The organism is Nibribacter ruber (assembly GCF_009913235.1).
Lineage (GTDB): Bacteria > Bacteroidota > Bacteroidia > Cytophagales > Hymenobacteraceae > Nibribacter > Nibribacter ruber.
In genome coordinates this window covers 290,844-313,244 of record NZ_CP047897.1, presented here as the reverse complement: position 1 = coordinate 313,244, position 22,401 = coordinate 290,844, and the positions used below count along the sequence as shown (strand labels likewise).

The 22,401-nt window shown below is 52.1% G+C and carries 18 protein-coding genes; 14 read left to right on the top strand and 4 right to left on the bottom strand.

Going from position 1 to position 22,401, the window contains the following annotated elements; genetic code table 11:
- Positions 1-25 precede the first annotated feature (25 nt).
- The 3 genes from GU926_RS01320 to tsaD form a co-directional block, all read right to left on the bottom strand.
- A complete protein-coding gene (locus GU926_RS01320; protein ID WP_160688299.1) occupies positions 26-1,258 on the bottom strand; it encodes a nucleoside recognition domain-containing protein in 1,233 nt (410 codons plus the stop codon).
- Between the two features lie 214 nt (positions 1,259-1,472).
- A complete protein-coding gene (locus GU926_RS01315; RefSeq protein WP_232058395.1) occupies positions 1,473-2,882 on the bottom strand; it encodes a M14 family metallopeptidase in 1,410 nt (469 codons plus the stop codon).
- A 245-nt stretch (positions 2,883-3,127) separates the two neighbouring features.
- Complete coding sequence (gene tsaD, locus GU926_RS01310; protein WP_160688295.1) at positions 3,128-4,141, bottom strand: tRNA (adenosine(37)-N6)-threonylcarbamoyltransferase complex transferase subunit TsaD; 1,014 nt, start codon at positions 4,139-4,141, stop codon at positions 3,128-3,130.
- A gap of 6 nt (positions 4,142-4,147) precedes the next feature.
- Between tsaD and GU926_RS01305 the strand changes: the two genes are divergently transcribed.
- From GU926_RS01305 to GU926_RS01255, 11 genes are all read left to right on the top strand, one after another.
- On the top strand, positions 4,148-8,791 hold the full coding sequence (locus GU926_RS01305) for a translocation/assembly module TamB domain-containing protein (RefSeq protein WP_160688293.1): 4,644 nt from the start codon (positions 4,148-4,150) through the stop codon (positions 8,789-8,791).
- Positions 8,792-8,885: 94 nt separating this feature from the next.
- Positions 8,886-9,785: a cell division protein FtsX gene (locus GU926_RS01300; protein ID WP_160688291.1), complete on the top strand. Its 900-nt coding sequence runs from the start codon at positions 8,886-8,888 to the stop codon at positions 9,783-9,785.
- Between the two features lie 14 nt (positions 9,786-9,799).
- Positions 9,800-10,027 (top strand): DUF3098 domain-containing protein, encoded by a 228-nt coding sequence (locus GU926_RS01295; protein WP_160688289.1) that lies wholly within the window; start codon positions 9,800-9,802, stop codon positions 10,025-10,027.
- Positions 10,028-10,870, top strand: coding sequence for an undecaprenyl-diphosphate phosphatase (locus tag GU926_RS01290; RefSeq protein ID WP_160688287.1), 843 nt, complete (start codon positions 10,028-10,030; stop codon positions 10,868-10,870).
- Entirely contained in the window at positions 10,870-11,562 is a 693-nt protein-coding gene (gene truB / locus GU926_RS01285) for a tRNA pseudouridine(55) synthase TruB (protein ID WP_160688285.1), read from the top strand. Before GU926_RS01290 ends, truB begins: the two co-directional genes overlap by 1 nt.
- A complete protein-coding gene (locus GU926_RS01280) occupies positions 11,559-12,488 on the top strand; it encodes a bifunctional riboflavin kinase/FAD synthetase (protein ID WP_160688283.1) in 930 nt (309 codons plus the stop codon). The genes truB and GU926_RS01280 overlap by 4 nt, the downstream gene beginning before the upstream one ends.
- Positions 12,489-12,585: 97 nt before the next feature.
- Positions 12,586-12,990 carry a YrzE family protein gene (locus GU926_RS01275; protein ID WP_160688281.1) on the top strand — a complete coding sequence of 135 codons (405 nt, stop codon included), beginning with the start codon at positions 12,586-12,588 and terminating at the stop codon, positions 12,988-12,990.
- 120 nt (positions 12,991-13,110) lie between these two features.
- The gene (locus GU926_RS01270; RefSeq protein ID WP_160688279.1) at positions 13,111-13,809 is read left to right on the top strand and encodes a CoA transferase subunit A; all 699 of its coding nucleotides are present in this window, start codon (positions 13,111-13,113) and stop codon (positions 13,807-13,809) included.
- A 70-nt stretch (positions 13,810-13,879) separates the two neighbouring features.
- Positions 13,880-14,236 carry a four helix bundle protein gene (locus GU926_RS01265; protein ID WP_160688277.1) on the top strand — a complete coding sequence of 119 codons (357 nt, stop codon included), beginning with the start codon at positions 13,880-13,882 and terminating at the stop codon, positions 14,234-14,236.
- 89 nt (positions 14,237-14,325) lie between these two features.
- Positions 14,326-14,982 carry a 3-oxoacid CoA-transferase subunit B gene (locus GU926_RS01260; RefSeq protein WP_160688275.1) on the top strand — a complete coding sequence of 219 codons (657 nt, stop codon included), beginning with the start codon at positions 14,326-14,328 and terminating at the stop codon, positions 14,980-14,982.
- 163 nt (positions 14,983-15,145) lie between these two features.
- Positions 15,146-16,699 carry a bifunctional GNAT family N-acetyltransferase/carbon-nitrogen hydrolase family protein gene (locus GU926_RS01255; protein WP_160688273.1) on the top strand — a complete coding sequence of 518 codons (1,554 nt, stop codon included), beginning with the start codon at positions 15,146-15,148 and terminating at the stop codon, positions 16,697-16,699.
- A 96-nt stretch (positions 16,700-16,795) separates the two neighbouring features.
- On the opposite strand, the gene GU926_RS01250 is transcribed toward GU926_RS01255, so the two are convergent.
- A complete protein-coding gene (locus GU926_RS01250) occupies positions 16,796-17,572 on the bottom strand; it encodes a glycosyltransferase family 2 protein (protein WP_160688271.1) in 777 nt (258 codons plus the stop codon).
- Between the two features lie 207 nt (positions 17,573-17,779).
- On the opposite strand from GU926_RS01250, the gene hisS reads away from it, so the two are divergent.
- Genes hisS through GU926_RS01235 form a run of 3 tightly spaced genes read left to right on the top strand, consistent with a single transcriptional unit; the run spans position 17,780 to position 22,298 of the window.
- The gene (gene hisS / locus GU926_RS01245; RefSeq protein ID WP_160688269.1) at positions 17,780-19,162 is read left to right on the top strand and encodes a histidine--tRNA ligase; all 1,383 of its coding nucleotides are present in this window, start codon (positions 17,780-17,782) and stop codon (positions 19,160-19,162) included.
- Positions 19,162-20,667: a histidine ammonia-lyase gene (gene hutH, locus GU926_RS01240; protein ID WP_160688267.1), complete on the top strand. Its 1,506-nt coding sequence runs from the start codon at positions 19,162-19,164 to the stop codon at positions 20,665-20,667. The genes hisS and hutH overlap by 1 nt, the downstream gene beginning before the upstream one ends.
- Positions 20,664-22,298, top strand: a complete 1,635-nt coding sequence (locus GU926_RS01235) for a T9SS type B sorting domain-containing protein (protein WP_160688265.1) — start codon at positions 20,664-20,666, stop codon at positions 22,296-22,298. Before hutH ends, GU926_RS01235 begins: the two co-directional genes overlap by 4 nt.
- Positions 22,299-22,401: the final 103 nt, after the last annotated feature.

Here is a 22,401-nt window from a genome sequence, read left to right as displayed (position 1 = left end):
CAGGAAACAGCCTAAAAACGGCGTTTTATTTAAAGAACAAGTAGGCTAGCGCGATGGCGGCAATCACGCCGGCCAAGTCGGCGAGCAGGCCGCAGACCAGTGCGTACCTGGTTTTCTTGATGCCCACTGACCCGAAGTACACGGCCAGAATGTAGAACGTGGTCTCTGTGGACCCTTGAATGGTAGAAGCCACCCGGGCCACGAAGGAGTCAGCGCCGTAGGTTTGCATGGCTTCCACCATGAGGCCGCGCGCACCGCTTCCGCTGAGAGGCTTCATGAAGGCCACCGGCAAGGCCGGTACAAAGTCTGTGTTCATGCCCGTGAGCGAAAACAGAAAGCCAATGCCGTTTACCAGGTAATCCAGCGCCCCCGAAGCCCGGAACACGCCCACCGCCACCAAGATGGCAATCAGGAATGGAATGATGGAAATAGCTACTGAGAACCCTTCCTTGGCGCCTTCAATAAAGGCATCATACACGTTTACCTTCCGGATGAGCGCCAAGGCGACAAAGGATACAAAGATGCTAAACAAAATCACATTGCTGGCTACCGACGAGATAACCCCTATTCGCTCCTGAGAAATGGTTGAAAAATAATAGATAAGCCCACCAACCAGCAGAACCATAGTACCCAGATACCCCAGAATCACCTTGTCAAACAAGTTGATGCGCTGGTACAGGGCCACTACCACCAGACCCGTGATGGTGGAGAAAAAGGTAGCCAGCAATATGGGGATAAAGATGTCTGAGGGGTCTGCCGCGCCCATCTGCGCCCTGAACACCATGATACTGATGGGTATAATGGTGAGGCCAGAGGCGTTGAGCACCAGAAACATGATCTGCGCATTGGAGGCCGTCTCTTTTTCCGGGTTCAGTTCCTGCATCTCTTTCATGGCTTTTAGCCCCAGTGGCGTGGCCGCGTTGTCCAGGCCCAGCATGTTGGCAGAGAAGTTCATGAGAATGGAGCCGAACACCGGGTGGTTTTTAGGAATCTCGGGGAACAGCCGGTTAAAGAAAGGTCCCACCAACTTCGCGAAGATGGCAATGATGCCTCCCCGCTCGCCAACCTTCATCAAACCCAAAAAAAGAGTCATGACTGCCGTCAGGCCAAGGGATATTTCAAAACCAGTTTTAGCATTATCAAACATGCTGGTCACCAGCTTCTGAAATATCTCCACGTCTTGAAAAACGATGAGCTTGAACAGCGCAATGCAGAAGGCGATGATGAAGAACGCCGCCCACAAATAATTTAAAACCATGGAAAAAGGGTTTGTCTAGGTTGGAATGAAGCGGTAAGATACAAAGCCGGCACAAAAAAACCGCTACACCTCCAGGAGAGGCTGGCGGTTTTCAAGCATTAGAGTTTCTGGGCTTTTAATTTATTCCCTTTTTTACCAGTCCAAACCAGAAGCAAAGAAACCTTTGCCGTGTTCGTTTTTAGGCTATATTCTGAAAAACAGGCCAAAAACGAGGTTACAGTACAACGCCGTGGAAGAGCCGGGGCCGTTCGCCCTGCAGGTCATAGACAAAGCCGTTGACAATGGCGTAGCGCACCGTGCCGTCTTCCTGCCTTAAGACAAAGTTGGCCATGCGGTCCAGGCCCAGCGCGTGTGACACCCGGCCGCTTACGTGCACCAAGTTCAAGGGCAGTTGCTCCACTGGGTTGATGTTATACGGCAGCGTTTGCATGCGCACGGTAGTATAGCCCTCAGATAACAGTTGCAGCAGACGTTCATGCGTCAGCTCAGAAAGGTCATTCAGGGGTGTCTCCAGCACCTTGCCCGGCACCAGGGTCAGGCCTTTGCCGTCCAGTTCCTGGTAGCCATAAAACACGCTCATGTCGCCAATCTCCTCTACGCTGCTCTTATAGTAGAATTGCTGTGGAATGGGCGCGTCTATTTCTTCCTGCAAGATGCCCACGTCTATTACGCAGTTCTTGCCGTTTTCTTTGTAACGCACGTCGCGCAGGACCAGGTCAAACAAGTTTCGCTGGTTCTCTGGTATCTTATAGTACTCGGCGCGTTCAAACCTGGTGTACGACTTACTGCCGATGATTTGCAGCGCGGCCAAAATGGTGGCGAAGTTGATCTGCCGGATGTACTGTTTTTCTGGGTCGCCCTGCATCCCGCCAGATTCAATCAGGATCAGGCTGGTTCCCCATTTCTGTATGTTGTCGCCGAAGGCGCGGGGCTCGTGCTCATCTGAATATTTGGCCACCTGACCAGGAATGAACTGCTGTACTACTTCATTCAAGCCTACAATGGTGCGCATGGCCCGCTCCCGCACCGAGTTGATGGTTTGCTTGTAATCAAAGGCCGGCGCCAGAAAGGAAATGGTGGCCGGTTTTGGGGTGGTGCCCACCGTGTAGAAGCGGCTTTGGTCATGCAGATTGAAACCAAACTCTGGCTTGAGGCTGTCGCGTAGGGCCTTGAGCAAGCGGGCCTCGGGGCTTTGCAGCCGAATGGCATCCCGGTTGAGGTCTATGTTGAGGGCGTTTCTCCGTTTGTAGACGTCTGTTCCGTCTGGGTTGAGCATGGGAATGAAGTAGAGCGTGTTCTGCTCCAGAATCTCTTTCCTGACGGCATCAAACTCATCGCCGGAGGCTTGCAGGAAATTGAAGATGTCCAGCAGGGCCATGGTGGCGGTGGGCTCATCGCCGTGCATCTGGGACCAGAGCATGACCTTGGTGGGCCCGGTGCCCGCCTTGACCAAGTAGATATCGCGCTGCTCCACAGACTTTCCCACCACCTGCACCTGAAACGCAGGATGCTGCTTGAGTTCTTCTAACAGCGGGACAATGTCTTTGTGCTTAAACCTTCGGTGGGTAATGGTAGGCTCCCGGTAGGCGCTGTGCGCGTCAAAAAGGGTCTTACCAAGCTTCACATGGTTTGTTTGACATTGTGCTTGAAGAAGGGTCATGAAAGTTAAAATGAGAAGTAAGGCGTTTCGCATTCCCACTGGCTTAGGTGGTAGGTTGGTAGAAATATCTAGAAAGAATAAACGTCTACCCAAGGGGTAAGTTAAGGAAGAATTTTTTTCCTATACAACTCCAGCTGCTCCCCGTGAACGAAGGACTCGCCGTTTTTGTGCTCTTTCCCAGAAAACTGGCCAAAAACGAAACGCCTGGTTTAAAACTTACTGAACTTCAACCGTGGGTCTGGGCTGGCATACTGCGTGGTGAAATCTCCGGCCAGATACTGGTAATGAGCGGCCATGGCAATCATGGCGGCATTGTCTGTGCAGTACTCAAAGGCAGGCAGGTACACGTTCCAATGGTACCGCTGGGCATAGTCCTGCAAGGTCTGGCGCAGGCCCGTGTTGGCCGAAACGCCGCCCGCAATGGCAATCTCCTTCACGCCCTGCTCCTTGGCTGCCAGAACCAACTTTTTCATGAGCGTTTGGATGAGCGCTTTTTGAATGCTGGCGCAGATGTCTGCCAGGTTGTTCTGCACAAAGTCTGGTTCTGCCGCCGCGTTTTTCTTGACAAAGTTGAGGATGGACGTTTTGATGCCGCTAAAGGAGTAGTCATAGCCGTCCATGTTCACAATAGGAAACGTAAACTTATCTGGGTTGCCGGTGGTCGCCATCTTGTCCAGCAAGGGACCGCCGGGGTACGGCAAGCCCAGCAGCTTAGCAGATTTGTCAAAGGCTTCGCCCACAGCGTCATCGGTGGTTTGGCCCAGCACTTCCATGTCCAGGTGGCTGCGTACCAGCACAATCTGGGTGTGGCCGCCGCTCACGGTCAGGCACAGGAACGGAAAATTGGGCTTAGGATCATCAATGAAATGGGCCAGAATGTGCGCCTGCATGTGGTTTACCTCAATCAAAGGCAGGTTCAAGCCCAGCGCGAAGGACTTGGCGAAGGAGCAGCCCACCAGCAGGGCGCCCAATAATCCGGGGCCACGGGTAAAGGCCACCGCATCCAATGCAGATTTTTCTATATTTGCTGTTTGCAGCGCCTGGGCCACCACCGGGATGATGTTCTGTTGATGCGCCCTGGAGGCCAACTCTGGAACCACCCCGCCGTATTGCTCATGGATTGCCTGAGTGGCCACAATGTTAGAGAGCACCTGGCCGTTCCTAATTACAGAAGCCGAGGTTTCATCACAAGACGATTCAATCGCTAATATCGTAGGGTTCATATTTCGTTGGAAACGCAAGACCAAGAGACGCAGAAGAATAAAAATTACCCGCAAGTTATAGCAAAAGCCCTTCTTAAAATAATTCTGGGCCTGTTTATCTTGGTGTTGGTATTGGTGGGCGGGCTCATGCTGGCCCTGCGTTTTCCGAGCGTCCAAACCAAAGTGGCCCAGAAGGCAGCCTCCATCCTGTCAGAGACCATTCACCACCAGGTGACGGTAGGCAGCGTGGACATTGAGTTCTTCGACAGCGTGATTCTGCATGACGTACGCGTGCTGGACCGCCAGAAAAAGACGCTCTTCTACGTAGGCACCCTGGACGCCGACATTAGCATGTTCAGCATCCTGAACCCGCAAAGGCGCGAGGTTCAGCTGTGGCCGGGCAGCAAAAAGTTGGTTCTCTTTAAAAACGCACATCCCAACCGCCTGTACATCTCTTCGCTCACGCTCACCAATCCAGAGGCCAACCTCATTCAGTACAAGGGCTCAGACTCTTTGAACATGAGTTCGTTCATCAAATCCTTGAGCAACCTCATCACCAAAGACACGGCCAAGCAGAGCGCGCCGTTTGATTTCAAGATAGACCAGATCGTGCTTAAAAACGGTCTGTTCACCTACCATAATTACAACCTGCCACGCACAGACTACGGTCTGGATTACAAGCACATGGACCTGGAGAACATCAACGGGTCCTTTTCGGGCATTCAGATTGTTGGAGACACCATTCATGCCCTGGTCACCAGCCTCACCACCAAGGACCGGCGCTCGGGCACCTACCTCAAAGACCTGGACACCCGCATGACGTATGCGCCCACTTTCTGGGAATGGGACAAGCTCAACCTGCGCGTGAACGGCAGCCACCTGGCCAAGTACGTGCGCTTTGACTACCAGCGGTTCGGGAATTTCGTGGACTTCAACGACAGCGTGAAGGTGACGGCCAATTTTGACAGCACCTACGTCACCACAGATGACATTGGCCTATTTGCCCCGGTGCTCAAAGACTGGAATGAAAAGGTGCTGCTCTCTGGGCAGGTGAAGGGCTATGTGAACCAGTTTCAGGCCAAGAACGTGGACATCCGGTACGGGCAGAACACCCATATTACGGGAGACATCAGCGCAGACGGTTTACCCGACTTTAAAAACGCCTTCGTGGATCTGCATTTGGGGCCCAGCTCCATCAACGCCCGTGATCTGCGCAAGTACATTCCTAAAAAGCCCTATGACATTGCCGCCCGCGCCGGTACCATTAAACTGGCGGGTGAGTTCACGGGTTTCTACAATGACTTTGTAGCTAACGGTAACTTCAATACCGCGCTGGGTAAGTTTGTCACAGACATCAACTTAAAGTTTAACAAGGACGACGCAGAGCATGCCTCGTACCGCGGGTACCTACAAACGGGGGGCTTTGACGTGGGCGGCCTCATCGGGGACCGAAGCGTAATCAAGACCGTAGCCATGAACGGCCGTGTGCAAGGCAGCGGCTTCACGCTGGAAACGGCTCACCTGAACCTGGACGCCACCATCAACGCCATCAACCTCAACAACTACAACTACCGGAACATTGTAGTGGACGGTGCCTTGAGCAAGCAGTTGTTTAAGGGAGATTTCACCATCAAAGACCCCAATCTGGCGGTGGCAGCCACGGGCACCATCAATCTGCAGAACAACCAGCAGATTTTTGACCTGGACAGCCATATCACTAAGATTGACCTCAGGGCGCTGGGCTTCACCAACCAAAACGTGGTTTTGACCACAGACGCTGACGTGAATTTCAACGGCCTTAAGCTGGATGCCATTCATGGGACCGCCGTTTTCAAGAACTCTGTGCTGCGCTATGATGGCAAGGAGGTAAAAGTAGATTCTGTGTCCATTGTGTCCCATTTCCATGACGGCATACGGGAGTTGCACATTGGGTCAGAGGTGTTGGCGCTTACGGCCGGCGGTAATTTCCAGTACACCACGCTGTTCAATGACCTCAAGACCTTGTACCGCGAATATGAGCTCAACTTCAGGAATGATCCGGTGGCCCTGGCCAATTACTACCGCCAGAAGAAATCCGTCCCGCCTGCCCAGTATGAGGTGGACCTGGATGTACGGTTAAGGCATTTCAACCCGGTGCTGCACGCCTTTGCGCCAGATATTTCCATCTCAGACTTCTCCAACCTGGAAGGCACCTTTCGGAACGGTCCCACAGCCATCTTATCCTTAGTAGGCGACGTGGACACTGTGCTGGTGGGTGAAAATGCCTTTTACCAGAACAACATTGAATTCACCTCGTCCAAACTCTGGAACAGTCCAGACGTGCTGGCCAACGCCGTGGTCACCTCTGAGCGGCAGTTGCTGCAGGGGGCTGGAAACACCAATAACTTGTATGTAGAGGCCGTTTGGAACGAGCGCCGCATTAATTTCTCCAGCAACATTGCCCAGACCGGTACCACCAACCGCGCAAACATTAGCGGGGACGTGTCCTTTGAAAGAAATGACGTGAAGGTGGTCTTTAATAGGTCTAACATCAACCTTTTGGACAAGCAATGGAACATCTCGCCCAACAACACTATTATCTTTAACCGCAATGGCATTCGGTTTGACAACGTAACGGTGTCCTACGGTCCGCAGAGCGTGAACCTGTTCGGCATGATTTCGCGCAACCCGCAGGACCAGTTAAATGTGCAGATCACCAATTTCAGGCTGGAGAACCTGAACCCGCTGCTGCCTACCAAGTTGGACGGCCGCTTAACCGGCGAGCTGCTCTTGCGCGATGTCTACAACCAACCCGGTCTTTCCACAACCATGCAGGTAGATTCCTTTATGATGGATGACATCTACATAGGGAACATTGCCGGAGTTTCTGCCTGGGACAATACCAAAAAATACCTGGATGTGAATCTGGGCATTAGCCGGGGCGCCCAAAAAGTATTGAACCTGACGGGAACCTACACCCCCAGCGCGCCTACCAATGAACTGGATTTGCTGGCCGTGATGGATGATGCCCAGTTGAAGTTGGTAGAACCCCTCCTGAAAACCATCATGTCTGACTTGGGAGGCACCATGGACGGGCGCGTGAGGATCTCTGGTAAGCTAAGCGGCCCTATTCTGAAAGGATCTGTGCTGGTGTCTGAGGGTTCATTTGTGTTCAACTACCTCAAAACCCGCTACACCTTCGCAGACCGCGTGTACTTTAGTGAGAACGACATCTCCTTCCGGAACATCCGCCTACGTGACATTTACAACAACACGGCCATCTTGAATGGTGGTATTTTCCATGACGGCTTCCAGAACATGGTCCTGGATTTGAAGGCGCGCTTTACGCAATTCATGGTTTTGAACACCACCAAGAATGACAACCCCATGTATTATGGCACTGCCTTCGCTACGGGCACGGCCACGGCTTTTGGGGCACCCAGCAACCTCACCGTAGACATCACCGCTAGAAGTGAAGACAACACCAATATCTCCATCCCCCTGGACAACCAGGCGGCTCTGCAGCGTCAGAACTTCATCACATTCGTGAACCACAACGTGACGGACAGCACCGGCACGGCTACGCCCATAGAACCAAAAAAAGTAGACTTGTCCGGCATCAGGCTCAATTTTGACTTTGACATCAATGAGAACGCCTACCTGGAACTCATCTTTGACGAGCGCACCGGTGACATCATTAGGGGACGCGGCCGGGGTAACATCAAAATGACCATAGACACGCGCGGCGAGTTTGCCATGTTTGGGTCGTATGAGATTGTACAGGGCCGCTACAATTTTACCATGCTGGGCCTGGTGAACAAAGAATTTAACGTGCGCCCGGGCGGCACCGTCACCTGGAACGGCGACCCGCTGGAAGGGATTCTGGACATTACCGCCACCTACACCCAGCGCGTGTCTCTGCAACCCATTTTGGGCCAGGAAGCGCAGCAGACGGTACGCTACCCGGTTACTGCCGTCATGGACCTGGACGGCCCGCTCACCACGCCGCAGGTTCGCCTGAACCTGGAGTTCAACGACCTCCCCGGCACCTTGGAAACCTTGCTTTCTGGCTACCTGAGTGACATTAGAAACGATGAGCAGGAACTCAACCGGCAGGTGTTCTCCTTGCTGGCCTTCAAGCGCTTATCGGCCAAGGACGAGTTTCAGATTGGTACGGCAGACATAGGTTCTTCTGTGGGGGAATTGTTCTCTAACCAATTGAGCTACTGGCTGTCTCAGATAGATACCAACCTGGAAGTGGACATTGGGGTAAGCGGCTCACAGAACCAGGTTTTAGATGACGTGCAGTTGCGCCTGAGCTATACCCTGCTTGAGGGCCGTCTCAAAATCACCCGCGAAGGAAATTTCAACAACAACAACGCCAACCGTCCCGGGGGCAACCGCAGCACGGCCGCCGGCGACTGGGCCCTGGAATATTACCTGAGCAAGAACGGGCAGTTGCGCCTGCGGGCCACTTATGAAACAACCCCCCGTGATTTTGAGGCTGTTTCTACTACCAGCCGCCAGACCATCAGTGTGCTGCACCAGGCCAACTTTGACCGCTTCGGGGAGTTGTTCCGGCGTAAACGCCTGAGCCGGCGGGCCCAGCGCGCCCAAGAGCGTGAGACGCCGGTTATCACAGATGATGATATTACGCCCCGGCCCGTGGTACCTCCTCCGGTGAAACAGTAGTCGTTTTTGGCCTATTTTCGCCAAAAGAGGCCAAAAACGACTGGTGCTCCGGCTAAGTTTGAAATAATTGCTATTTTTGTCGGGATACTCCCTTATGGCTGCAAAACACCTTCAACATACCAAAAAGAAAAAACTGGGCGCTTACCCGCACACCATGGTCATCTTCAGCATTACGCTGGCGCTGTTTGTGATTGGCCTGTTTGGCGTGCTGCTCATTCATGCCAAGGAGATCTTCAACCTGGTGAAGGAGAACATGGAGGTGCAGGTGTATCTGGAGCGCGACCTTACGCCCCTGGAGATTGAAAAGCTTAAAAACACCCTCAGCCGCAAAGAATTCATAGCCCTGGACAATGGCAAGCCGCAAGTGACTTATATGTCAAAAGAAGAGGGAGCGCGGGAATTCATTGACGAAAGCGGTGAGGACTTCCTGACCTTTCTAGGTGAAAACCCTTTGCGCGACGCCTTTATCCTGCGCATCAACCCAGAATTTGCCACTTCGGCCCAACTCAAGAAAATTCAAACCGATCTGCAGAACACTGTGGGGGTGTATGAGGTGGGTTATGTGGAGAGCCTGATCAACTCCATTAATGAGAATCTGCAAAAAGTGAGCATCATCCTGCTTTCTTTTGCCGCCATTCTGGTGCTGGTGGTTATGATTTTGATTAACAACACCATCAAGCTGGCGCTTTTCTCACAGCGTTTTTTAATCAGGAGTATGCAGTTGGTGGGTGCTACCTCGTTCTTCATCCAACGCCCTTATTTGAACCGGGCTACCATTCAAGGCTTGATTAGCGGCCTCATTGCCTCTGCCCTTTTACTGGGCTTGCTGCAGTACGCCTATAGCCAGATAGCAGAACTTTATTTGCTTAGAAACGATGAGCAAATTCTCATTCTCATGGCTACTTTGCTGGTACTGGGCAGTGTAATCGGCTTTTTTAGTTCTTACCGTGCGGTACGCAAATACCTGCGCTCTTCCCTAGACGATCTTTATTAAAACATACTTCCGAGATGGAAAACAATAACAACAATGCACCGTTTTCGGCGTTTGGGCGCCGCAATTTCATGCTCATGATCATTGGACTGGTGATTATGGCCATTGGCTTTATCTTGATGGCTATGGACACTGAGCCGTATGGCTATGGCACTTTGGGCTTGACGGTAGGTCCTATCATCTTAGTGGCAGGTTTCCTGTTCCAGTTTTACGCAATTCTGGCCAAACCCCGCAAAGACGTTTAAATGGACTTCTGGCAAGCAATCATACTGGCCATCATTGAAGGTCTCACGGAGTTTTTACCGGTGTCGTCTACGGGCCACATGGTCATTGCCTCCAGCCTGATGGGCATCAGTGCCTTTGAATTCACCAAGATGTTCACGGTGACTATTCAGTTTGGGGCCATCCTGTCTGTAGTGGTTCTTTACTGGAAACGCTGGATCAACTCGCTTGACTTCTACCAAAAGCTGTTTGTGGCCGTGGTGCCCGCGCTGTTGATAGGTTTCGCCTTGAAAGACGTGGTGGATGCCATGCTGGAACGCGTAGAAGTAGTGGCCATTAGCCTGGTTTTAGGCGGCGTTATCCTGGTGTTCGTGGACAAGTGGTTCAAGGATGTTGAGAATCCGGTGACCACGCCTAGCTACAAGAATGCTTTTGTCATTGGCTTCTTCCAGTGCATTGCCATGATACCAGGGGTTTCCAGATCAGCGGCCAGTATTATTGGCGGTTTGACGCAAAACATGACCCGCAAAACTGCGGCTGAGTTCTCCTTCTTCATGGCCGTCCCTACCATGCTGGCCGCTGCTACATATTCTGTTTTGACGGATTTGCTGCACCTGGAGATTTCTGACATCATCTCATTTAACCTTCCTAAGTTTCAGGCAGGTCTGGCCGGCATCAAACCAGAAGAGTGGCAAGTCTTGCTGGTGGGCAATGTGGTGGCTTTTGTGGTGGCCATGGCGGCCATCAGGTTTTTTGTGGGCTTTTTGACCAAGTACGGCTTTAAGCTGTTTGGCTATTACCGCATTTTAGTGGGCTTAATCATTTTGTTGCTCCTGGCCTTGGGCATTGACATACAGTTGGTATAATGCACGAAGCACCCTATGATTTTGAAGCGGGAGCCATTCTGCTGCTAGACAAACCTCTTACCTGGACGTCTTTTGATTTGGTCAAGAAAACCAAGTTCGCGTTGAAGATCAAAAAGATTGGCCACGCCGGCACTTTGGACCCTTTGGCGACGGGTTTGCTCATTATGTGCACCGGTAAATTCACCAAACGGATTGAAGAAATTCAGGCGCAGGAAAAAGAATATACTGGCACATTTGTCCTAGGCCATACCACCCCTTCTTTTGACCTGGAAACCGAAATAGACAGCACCTCTCCTACGGACCACCTCACCGAAGAAATGCTCCGCGAAGCGGCTGCTTCCTTCTTAGGTGAGATTGACCAGACGCCTCCAATTTATTCGGCGGTGAAGGTGAACGGTGAGCGTGCCTATAACATAGCCAGACGCGGCGGCGAGGCCGAGATCAAATCCAAGTGCATCACCATCAAAGCTTTTGACTTAACGGCCATAGAGGGCAACCAAGTCTCTTTTAGAGTGGTATGTTCCAAGGGCACGTACATCAGGAGCCTGGCCCGCGATTTTGGCGTGAAGCTAGGCTGCGGTGCATATTTATCTAAGCTGGTGCGTACAAGAATTGGAGACTACCGCTTGGAGGATGCCATGTCTTTAGACCAATTACAGGAACTGCGCGAGAAACAACTGGGGCCGGCATGATTGTCATTAGGGATCTGAACGATTTTCCGGAATTGCCGCAGGCAGTGGTCACCTCTGGTACCTTTGACGGGGTACATGTGGGCCATCAGAAAATCTTGTCGCGCCTGACAGAGGCCGCCCGCCAAAGCATGGGCCAGAGCGTAGTGCTCACCTACTGGCCCCATCCGCGCACGGTGCTCAACCCGAACGACAATTCCTTACGCCTGCTTTCTACAATTGAAGAGCGCATTGAAGCCCTGGAAAACCACGGCGTGGATTACCTCTTGATTTTGCCCTTTACCAGAGAGTTTGCCCAGCTATCTTCTGAAGAATACATCCAGCAGATCCTGCTCAACACGCTGCATACCAAAAAGCTGGTGATTGGCTATGACCACCGCTTCGGCAAGAACCGCGAAGGCAATTTTGACTACCTCCAGCAAAATGCTTCGCGCTATGGCTTTACCGTAGAGGAGATTCCGCGCCAGGACATTGACGAGGTAGGCGTAAGCTCCAGCAAGATTAGAACGGCCTTAGAAAAAGGCGATGTAGCCACCGCGCGCAAATACCTCAACCGCCCTTACACCGTCACCGGCACCGTGGTCAAGGGCAAACAACTGGGTCGTACCATTGGCTATCCCACCGCCAACCTGGACGTGGCAGATGCGCTCAAGCTCATTCCCGCGCAGGGCGTATATGCCGTGCTGGTGAACACGCCGCACGGCCAGTTCAAGGGCATGCTCAACATTGGCGTGAACCCCACCGTAGATGACAGCGGCAAGCAGACCATTGAAGTGCATATTTTTGACTTCGAGGCAGACCTGTACGGCCAGGACATCACGCTCCTGTTCATCTCCTACATTCGGCCCGAGCTCAAGTTTGACAGCCTGGACGCTTTGACCCAACAACTGCACCAAGACCAGGAATCCGCCTTACACCTGTTAGGATAAATCTGGCAAATCCGTAACTTCACCTCGGGCTTACACGATAAGGATAGAAGAGCAAGCAGCCCTCTTTGCTGTTTTACTGTCATTAACCTTCTTTGCTATGTTTAAAAGCATCCTTGCCGTGCTGGTGGGTTTGGCTACGGGTTTCACCACCATCTTTCTAGTAGAGCTGGTGGCCCAGCAAGTGTACCCGCTTCCCGTTTTACAAAATCCGCAAGACCCGGCCGCCATGGCTGCCTATATGTCTAATGCGCCTATGGGTTCACTTGTATTAATCCTGCTAGCCTATGCCCTGGGCGCTTTCCTTGGCGGCATGGTAGCGGCTCGCCTCGCCCCTAGCAAAAAAATGGTGCACGCCTTGGTGGTAGGAATCCTGCTGCTTCTTGCTGGCATTGCCAACTTTTACATGCTCCCGCACCCAATTTGGTTTGTCATTGCAGCGGTGATCATTTACCCCTTGATGTCTTTCTTTGGCGGCGCCATGGGTTCCCGCGACATGCCATAAGCATTCTTACGAACTCCGTTTTTGGCTTCTTTTCCAGAAAAAGCCCCAAAAACGGCTTTTGCCTTTAAGGCAGATTCACTTTCAAAAACACGATTGCTCATCTTCATACTATAGTTCTTTATGATTAATAAAGTAGTAAAAGACGCCGCGGCCGCGTGCCAGGACATTCCAGACGGAGCCACGCTGATGATTGGCGGTTTCGGGTTGTGCGGCATCCCTGAAAACTCCATTCAAGAGCTCCTCAAAAAAGGCGTAAAAAACCTGACCTGCATCTCTAACAACGCCGGGGTAGATGATTTTGGCATTGGCTTGTTGTTGCAGCAACGCCAGGTCAAGAAAATGATTTCCAGCTACGTGGGCGAGAACGCCGAGTTTGAACGTCAGCTGTTGTCGGGTGAACTGGAAGTAGATTTGATTCCGCAGGGAACCCTGGCTGAGCGCATTCGGGCAGGAGGAGCCGGCATTCCCGCATTCTTCACCCCAGCCGGCTACGGCACCGAGGTAGGCGAAGGAAAGGAAAGCCGCGGATTTAACGGCAAGATGTACCTGATGGAAGAATGGCTGAAGGCTGATTTTGCCATAGTCAAAGCCTGGAAAGGCGACACCGCCGGCAACCTCATCTACAAAGGCACGGCCCGCAACTTCAACCCCATGATGGCCACCGCCGGCAAAATCACTATCGCTGAGGTAGAGGAACTTGTGCCCGTAGGCGAACTAGACCCCAACATGATCCACACTCCCGGCATCTACGTGCAACGCATCTTCCAGGGCAAAGACTACGAGAAACGGATTGAACAAAGGACGGTGCGGCAAGCGTAGCTTGCCTTCCTGATTTGAAGATGTGAAGATTTGAAAATTTGGAGATGAGGTAATTGTAAATGATTTTTCAATGGATCAGAAAGCGCCGCAAAACTTAATTTTAGAATTAACCTTAGAGTTTGCGGTAGCTGTTATTTTGTATGCCGAAGAATTAGAAGCAAAACGAAAATACGTCTTAGCCAATCAATTACTTAAAAGTGGAACGTCTATTGGTGCCAATGTGCGGGAAGCCCAGAATGCCGAAAGCAAAGCAGACTTCATTCACAAATTTAAAATTGCCGCCAAAGAAGTAGAGGAAACAGAATACTGGCTTTTGCTTTGCCAAAGGACTCCTTCCTATCCAGACCCTTCGCATCTCCAAAAATCACTCGTTTCCATCAAAAAAATAATCTCAAAAATTATCATCAGTTCTAAAACCAATAAATGAGCAGAAACAATGATTAAGAAATTTTCAAATCTTCAAATTTCCTAATCTTCAAATCTCCACATCTTCTCATTTTCAAATTGACGAATAACATGAGTCTCGATAAACACGGAATTGCAAAAAGAATAGCGCAGGAAGTAGAAGACGGCTTCTACGTGAACCTGGGCATAGGTATACCCACCTTGGTGGCCAATTATATTCCAGATGGAATGAACGTGGTCTTGCAGTCTGAGAACGGCTTGCTGGGCATGGGCCCTTTCCCCACGGAGGATGAGGTAGACCCAGATTTGATCAACGCTGGCAAGCAGACGGTGACGTATCTGGACGGTTCATCACTTTTCAGTTCAGCGGAGAGCTTTGCCATGATCAGAGGCGAGCACGTGCAACTGACCATCCTGGGCGCCATGGAGGTCTCTGAGCGCGGCGACATTGCCAACTGGAAGATTCCAGGCAAGATGGTGAAAGGAATGGGCGGCGCCATGGATTTGGTGGCCTCTGCCAAGAACATCATCGTGGCCATGCAGCACACCTCCAGAGACGGACAGTCCAAGCTTCTGAAGAACTGTTCTCTGCCCATTACCGGCTTGGGTTGCGTGAAGAAGATTGTCACAGATTTGGCCGTAATTGACGTGACCCCAGAGGGCTTCAGATTGCTGGAAAGAGCACCGGGCGTCACTGTTGAGCAGATTCAGGCGGCAACCGAAGGCACCCTGATTGTGGAAGGCGACATCCCCGAAATTAAAGTTTAACCAGACACGTTTCCTCTCTGGCAAAGGCCCTTCTTGCAAAGGGCCTTTGCCGTTTTTAGGCTGTTTTCCAGAAAAGAGGCCAAAAACAGAAACGGCGCGAATTGCGTTACCCTTGAAACGCCAAATGCGCTTTTGTACCTTTGCGTAAATATTTTCCCTGACTATGAGTGAAACCACTGAACATAAACTAATACTTAGGCCGCTCACCACTTCAGACTACAAAGAGGTGAAGCAGATCATGGAGCTGGTCTACACCAACCTGGGCGGTTCCTGGACCCAGAAAGAATTCTCGTCTTTGTTGAAGCGCTTCCCAGACGGGCAGCTGTGCATTGAAGACAAAGGCCGCGTGGTGGCCGCTGCCCTGGGCCTGATTGTGCAATATTCTGCCTACGGTGACAAGCACAACTATGAGCAGATTACCGGCGGCGGTAAGTTTGACACCCATGACCCAGACGGCGACACCCTCTACGGCGTGGACGTGTTTGTGCACCCAGAATACCGAAACCTGCGTCTGGGCCGTCGTTTGTATGATGCCCGCAAGGAGCTTTGTGAGAACCTGAACCTGCGCGGCATCATCCTGGGTGGTCGTATTCCGGGCTACAAGGAGCACTCGCACAACATGACGCCGGGTAAGTACATTGAGCAGGTGCGCAACAAGGAGATCTATGACCCTATCCTGACGTTCCAGCTGAGCAACGGCTTCCACGTAAGAAAAATCATCAAAGGCTACATGCCCCAGGACAAGGAGTCCAAGGCCTATGCATCTTTGCTGGAGTGGATCAACGTGTACTATGAGGAGAAAGAAACGCTGGTGGGCGGTACCAAGAAAGTGGTGCGCATTGGCGTCATTCAATGGCAGATGCGCCAGATGAACTCCCTGGAAGACTTTGAGCAGCAACTGGAGTTCTTCGTGGATACGGTGAGTTCCTATAAAGCCGACATGGTGCTGTTTCCGGAGTTCTTTAATGCGCCGCTCATGGCGCTCTCAGATGAGGCCACGCCATCTGCCGCCATCCGGAAGTTAGCAGATTACACAGAGGGCATTAGAGAGAAGCTCATTCACCTGGCCTTGTCCTACAACATCAACATTATTGCGGGCAGCATGCCGGAGTACATTGACAACAAGTTGCACAACGTAAGCTACCTCTGTAGAAGAGACGGTACTTATGACAAGCAATACAAGCTGCACGTGACGCCAGACGAGTCTCAGTACTGGGGGATGCGCGGCGGCAACAAACTCAACGTTTTTGACACGGACTTCGGGAAGATTGGCATCTTGATCTGCTATGACGTGGAGTTCCCAGAGCTGGCGCGCATGCTCTCAGACCAGGAAATGAAAATCTTGTTCGTGCCGTACCAGACAGATACCAAGAACGCCTACCTGCGCGTACGTCACTGCGCTCAGGCCCGTGCCATTGAGAACGAGTGCTACGTGGCCATTACCGGTAGCGTGGGTAACTTGCCCCGCGTGGAGAACATGGACATCCAGTACTCGCAATCAGCGGTGTTCTCGCCTTCAGACGTCGCGTTCCCGCATGACGCCATCATCACAGAGGCTACGCCTAACACAGAGATGACCCTCATTGCCGACCTGGACCTGGACTTGCTCAAAGACCTGAACACCACCGGCAGTGTGCGCAACCTCAGAGACCGTCGCAAGGACTTGTACAACCTCAGCTGGCTGCACCAGAAAGAAGACGATCTCACCGAGATTTAATTAACAGAAACGGCGCCCTAAAGGCGCCGTTTCTGTTTTATGGTTAAGCCATCCGTTTTTAGGCAAATTCCTGGAAAACTGCCCAAAAACGACTGCTTACTTCCGCTTCAAGTCAAACCGCAGTTTCAGGTATTTCTGCAAGGTATAGTCATACGCATACTGGCCCAACACCCAGCCCACGGCGCCGTCTCTAAATCCTTGTTTGATCAGGTACCATTTTATCCAGGCGGCCATCGGGCTGAAAATGATTTTATCCCAACTAGCGGTTTTTCCCCGCGCGGCCATGTCCTGGGCGGCAATGGAGGTATATAGGTTGAGCTTCCGGTACAGGTCTTCTACTTTGTTGAACGTGTAATGCCGCACAAAACCATCCAGAGTGCCTTCTTTGGTATGACCGCTGGGTGTTTCATGCACCATGTTGCTGCGCTCATTGAAGTTCACCACGTCTTTTCTAAACAACCGCAATGGGAAATCAGGGCACAGGATGGGATAAAACGTCTGCACCTCCTGGCCCATGACAATCCACTTGCGTTCTATCTTAAATCCTTGAATGTCTGTAGAGGCGGCCGTGGCTTTAAACGCTTGCAGCGCCTGCACGAAGCTACTGTCTGGCACCTCGTCAGAATCCAGGCTCAAGACCCAGGTATGCTGGCATTGGTCTAACGCAAAATTGCGCTGGTTCTTAAAATTGTCCAGCGGACGATGGATGAACCTCGCCTTGAATTGTTCAGCAATGGCCTGTGTGTTGTCTTTGCTGCCGGAGTCTATGATCACCAAATCATCCACCACCCCCTGCAAAGGTTCCAGCACCTGCGCCAGGTACTCCTGACTGTTGTGGGTGAGAATATAACAAGAGAGCGATACTAAGGTCATGGCGTAGCAAATTCAAAACGGGAGCGTGAAGGTACTAAATCCTGTGCACTCCCTTCTACACCCTACATTTCCTCGAGAATGGTGTGCCGCCGTTTTTAGGCTCTTTTCTGGAAAACAGTCCAAAAACGAAGTTCATGGCACCATACAACCGCCCGGCCCTGCCAACTCACGGGTTTTTGCTATCTTCGCGGACTTACCCATTTGACCATGAGCAAAGACAAACCAAGCATCCCGAAGGGCACCCGTGATTTTGGGCCCGCCACGGTGGTGAAACGCAACTATATCTTCTCCGTCATCAAGCGCACGTTTGAGAAATTCGGGTTTCTGCCGCTAGAAACGCCGGCCATGGAAAACCTGTCTGTCCTCACCGGCAAATACGGCGACGAAGGAGACCAACTTATTTTTAAAATTCTCAATTCGGGAGACTTCGCCGGAAAAATCACGCCGCAGGACCTGGAAAAAGGCTCTAAACCGCTCACGCCCAAAATCTCTGAAAAGGCCCTGCGCTATGACCTCACCGTGCCGTTTGCGCGCTACGTAGTCATGAACCGCAATGAGGTGGCCTTCCCGTTCAAGCGCTACCAGATTCAGCCCGTATGGCGGGCCGATCGTCCGCAACGAGGCCGGTATCGCGAGTTCTACCAATGCGACGCCGACGTAGTGGGCACCAACTCCCTGCTCTGCGAAGCTGAAATCATTCTTATGATGGATGAGGTTCTGAGCACCCTGGGCCTGGATGACTTTACCATCAAATTCAACCACCGCGGCTTGCTAGCCGGCATTGCCGAAGCCATTGGCGCCAGCGGCCGCGAGGCTGATCTATGCGTGGCCATTGACAAGCTAGACAAGATTGGCCAGGACGCCGTGAACCAGGAGTTGTTACAAAAAGGCTTTACGCAAGACGCCATCAATAACCTGCAACCCGTACTGGCATTGACCGGAGCTATTGATGATTTGCTTCCAAAGTTAGACGCGCTGCTGCAAAATTCTGAGGAAGGCAAGCGCGGCTTGAAAGACATCAGGAGCATGCTCAGTTTCTTGCAGAGCTTTGAGGTAAAGCAAGCCAAACTCCAACTGGACGTAACCCTGGCCCGCGGCCTATCTTACTACACCGGCTGCATCTTTGAAGTAAAGGTGAACAACGCGCAGATGGGCTCCATTAGTGGTGGCGGCCGCTATGATAACCTGACGGGTATGTTTGGCCTGCCGGGCGTGTCTGGCGTGGGCTTCTCGTTTGGCGTGGACCGCATTTTTGACGTGCTGGAAGAACTCAACCTGTTCCCAGAAGGCAGCCAGACCATCACGCAAGTGCTCATCGCTAACTTTGACGAAGAATCCATGCGCTACGCCTTGCCGGTGTTACAAGCGTTGCGCACTATGGGCATCTCAACCGAGTTGTACCCAGACTCCACCAAGCTTAAAAAACAGATGGCGTACGCAGATCAGAAGCAGATTCCGTTTGTGCTCTTGATAGGCTCTGAGGAAATGGACACCAGCCTTCTGAACCTGCGCAACATGCGCACCGGTGAGCAACAGCGTTTAACGCTCGCTGAAATCATTGACCACCTTCAAACCTATTTTTCTGCCTAATGCCTGACCAGCACCTCATCTCCCCGGCCCCTTTCTCCCTGGACCAGATTGGTCAGGTTTTGCGTGGTAACCTAACGCTGGGCTTGTCTCAAGAGGCAGAGCAACGCATTACGCACTGCTTTGACTACCTGCACCAGCGCCTGGCCCAGTCGCAAGAGCCGGTGTACGGCATCAACACGGGTTTCGGGTCTTTGTGCAACACCACCATTGGCCATGACAGCCTGGAAGAATTGCAGCGCAATCTTATGATGTCACATGCCTGTGGCACAGGAGACGAGGTACCCGCCGAGGTGGTCAAAATCATGCTTCTTCTCAAGGTGCAGTCCCTAGCTTACGGGCACAGTGGCGTACAACTGGCCACCGTCAACAGGCTCATTTCTTTTTACAACCGCGATATTTACCCCGTAGTCTACCAACAAGGCTCTCTGGGTGCCAGCGGCGACCTGGCTCCCTTGGCCCATTTGTGCCTGCCGCTTTTAGGCTTAGGCAAAGTGCGTTTCCAGGACTTTAAACTGAAGGGCCATGAGGTGTTGGACATCTTCAGCTGGAGCCCGATTCAATTACAGGCCAAGGAAGGATTGGCTTTGTTGAATGGCACGCAGTTCATGAACGCGTATGGCGTGTTGCTGTGCTTGCGCGCCCGCCAGATCGCCGCCGCTGCAGACGTGTTGGCGGCCCTTTCCCTGGAAGCCTTCGATGGCAAATCAGATCCATTTCTACCCTTCATCCATCAGGTGCGTCCGCATGCAGGACAGTTGACATCTGCGGCTACTATTTTAAGGTTGTTGGAAGGAAGCGAGTTGCAGCAGCAGCCCAAGCAACACGTGCAGGACCCTTATTCCTTCCGGTGCGTACCGCAGGTGCATGGCGCCAGTCTGGATGCCCTGGTCTACGTGGAGCAGGTGATTACCCGTGAAATGAACTCCGTGACGGACAATCCCAACATCTTCCCAGACGAGGACTTAATCATCTCCGGCGGTAACTTCCACGGGCAGCCCTTGGCCTTGGCGCTGGATTTCTTCAGTATAGCCCTAGCCGAATGGGGCAGCATTTCAGAGCGCCGCACCTATCAACTCATCTCTGGGCAGAGAGGTCTGCCGCACTTCCTGGTGTCCAATCCGGGGCTTAATTCTGGCTTAATGATTCCGCAATACACGGCGGCCTCCATCGTTAGTCAGACAAAGCAATTGTGCACCCCGGCCAGCGTAGATTCTATTGTCTCTTCAAACGGGCAGGAAGACCACGTGAGCATGGGCGCCAACGCGGCTACCAAAGCGTACAAAGTGCTGGAGAATGTAGAGCGCGTGTTGGCCATTGAGCTGATGACCGCCGCACAGGCCATGGAATTCAGAGGCCCTGGTCGTACATCACCCGCCCTGGAAAAACTATTGAGCGCCTACAGAAACCAGGTACCAGCTTTAGACAAAGACCGCGTGTTGCATGATGATATTCAGGCCAGTGTGCTGTTTTTACGGCAATTCCCATTCCAAGACTTGACCGCGTGAGAAACCTGTTACTGATTTTGTTCATAATGTGTGGCTGGGCATTTAACGTTCAAGCCCAATGCTTTTTAGCCTACAATGAACAGAATCAGGTAGTAGAGACGTTTTGCGTGGGCCAGCGCATCACCTTCAAGGACAATACCACCGGTGGCACAGAGTACTATGACTTTGACAAAAGCAACGGCTTGGATTTCAACGCGAAGCAGACGTCATTCACGTTCACAGAGCCGGGTACGTACACCGTCACGCAACTCAAAAACGTAAGTAGTACGCTCTGCGAGAGGACCTTTGAGGTCAAAGCAGGCGTTCCCTCCTCACCGCCCGTCCTTCAAAAACTGGCGCTGCAGCCGCGGGGCCTTCAACTACAGATTCAATCCAGTGCGGTGAATGACGTGTTGGTAGAGCAGGCGGCTTCTCCTTCAGGTGCGTTTACGCCGGTCACCACACTGGCCAGAGTTCCAATTGGGCAGAGCGAGCACTCCATTACCCTGGCCTCCTCCTCTGGCTGTTTTAGAGTGCGCGTCATTAATGTTTGTACCGGGCAGGAAAACATCATCTCCAATACTGTTTGTACCCAAGAACTGCAAGTAACCGCCGGTGACCGGCAAAATCTGCTGACCTGGCAACCCAACCCAAGTCCCGGCAACGTGGTCAACTACCAACTGCTGCGCGGCGGCCAGCCCTTGCAAAACCTAGTTCCTGCCCAGAGATCCTACACAGATGCTCAGGTGGCCTGCGGACGGACCTACACATACCAGTTAGTGACTCTGTTGCAGAACGGAAGCCTGAGTGTTTCGCTTCCAGTGCAGGTGACAACCACAGGAACTACTCCGCCAGCGGCGCCTTTGCTGCTGGTGAGCTTTAACCTGCAGAACCAAGTACAGGTAGAAACAATGGTGCCCGCCCAGGAAACATTTAAGGATCAAAGCATTTACCGCAGCCAGAGCTCGGGCGTTTTTGGCCTTATTTTCGAAAAACAGCCTAAAAACGCCGTTGATGCTTCACTGGCAAATCTTTCGCTCAAGCCCTGCTACCAAACCACCTACACTGACTCTTGCAACATCACTTCGGCCAGAAGCAACACCGCCTGCCCTGTCATTCTCACCGCAGAAAGTCAGCAAAACGAGCAGGTACGCTTGGCCTGGACTACGTATGAAGGCTTCCCTGAGGGCGTAGAACAGCAAACGCTGGAGCTCTTAGATGAGCAAGGGCAAGTGTATTGGACCACTCCGGTCACAGGGCAGGTGTATGTAGACGTGCAACCACAGGAACGCTTCCAACGCCTTACGTACCGGCTCCTGTCTAAGGCCAAAAACGCATCGTACCAAAGTTATTCCAACACGGCCAGCGTGGAGCAGGCGTTTCAGTTTTACTTTCCATCGGCGTTTACCCCTAACAATGACGGGCTTAATGACACGTTCAGGGCTATTGGTAAGTTTGCCAGCACGTTTACTTTGCAGGTGCTCAACCGCTGGGGGCAGGTGATTTTTGAGAGCAAGGACTTTACCAAAGGATGGGACGGCACATATCAAGGCAAACCGGCACCGGCGGGCACGTATTTGTATAGGTTTGAAGCCACAGACGTGAACGGCCAGCGCCTGACCAAGAGCGGCCCCGTTACTCTGGTACGATGAGCGTTTTTAGCCTGTTTTCTGGAAAACAGGCCAAAAACGACAGACAGAGTGATGGTTTGAAAAGTATGTTTCAGGCTGTACTTTTGGCCTGACAACGGCAGCG

Coding starts and splice junctions, on each gene's coding strand:
- GU926_RS01320 (WP_160688299.1), bottom strand. CDS start 1,258: ATGGTTTTAAATTATTTGTGGGCGGCGTTCTTCATCATCGCCTTCTGC.
- tsaD (WP_160688295.1), bottom strand. CDS start 4,141: ATGAACCCTACGATATTAGCGATTGAATCGTCTTGTGATGAAACCTCG.
- GU926_RS01300 (WP_160688291.1), top strand. CDS start 8,886: ATGGCTGCAAAACACCTTCAACATACCAAAAAGAAAAAACTGGGCGCT.
- GU926_RS01295 (WP_160688289.1), top strand. CDS start 9,800: ATGGAAAACAATAACAACAATGCACCGTTTTCGGCGTTTGGGCGCCGC.
- GU926_RS01290 (WP_160688287.1), top strand. CDS start 10,028: ATGGACTTCTGGCAAGCAATCATACTGGCCATCATTGAAGGTCTCACG.
- truB (WP_160688285.1), top strand. CDS start 10,870: ATGCACGAAGCACCCTATGATTTTGAAGCGGGAGCCATTCTGCTGCTA.
- GU926_RS01280 (WP_160688283.1), top strand. CDS start 11,559: ATGATTGTCATTAGGGATCTGAACGATTTTCCGGAATTGCCGCAGGCA.
- GU926_RS01275 (WP_160688281.1), top strand. CDS start 12,586: ATGTTTAAAAGCATCCTTGCCGTGCTGGTGGGTTTGGCTACGGGTTTC.
- GU926_RS01270 (WP_160688279.1), top strand. CDS start 13,111: ATGATTAATAAAGTAGTAAAAGACGCCGCGGCCGCGTGCCAGGACATT.
- GU926_RS01265 (WP_160688277.1), top strand. CDS start 13,880: ATGGATCAGAAAGCGCCGCAAAACTTAATTTTAGAATTAACCTTAGAG.
- GU926_RS01260 (WP_160688275.1), top strand. CDS start 14,326: ATGAGTCTCGATAAACACGGAATTGCAAAAAGAATAGCGCAGGAAGTA.
- GU926_RS01255 (WP_160688273.1), top strand. CDS start 15,146: ATGAGTGAAACCACTGAACATAAACTAATACTTAGGCCGCTCACCACT.
- GU926_RS01250 (WP_160688271.1), bottom strand. CDS start 17,572: ATGACCTTAGTATCGCTCTCTTGTTATATTCTCACCCACAACAGTCAG.
- hisS (WP_160688269.1), top strand. CDS start 17,780: ATGAGCAAAGACAAACCAAGCATCCCGAAGGGCACCCGTGATTTTGGG.
- hutH (WP_160688267.1), top strand. CDS start 19,162: ATGCCTGACCAGCACCTCATCTCCCCGGCCCCTTTCTCCCTGGACCAG.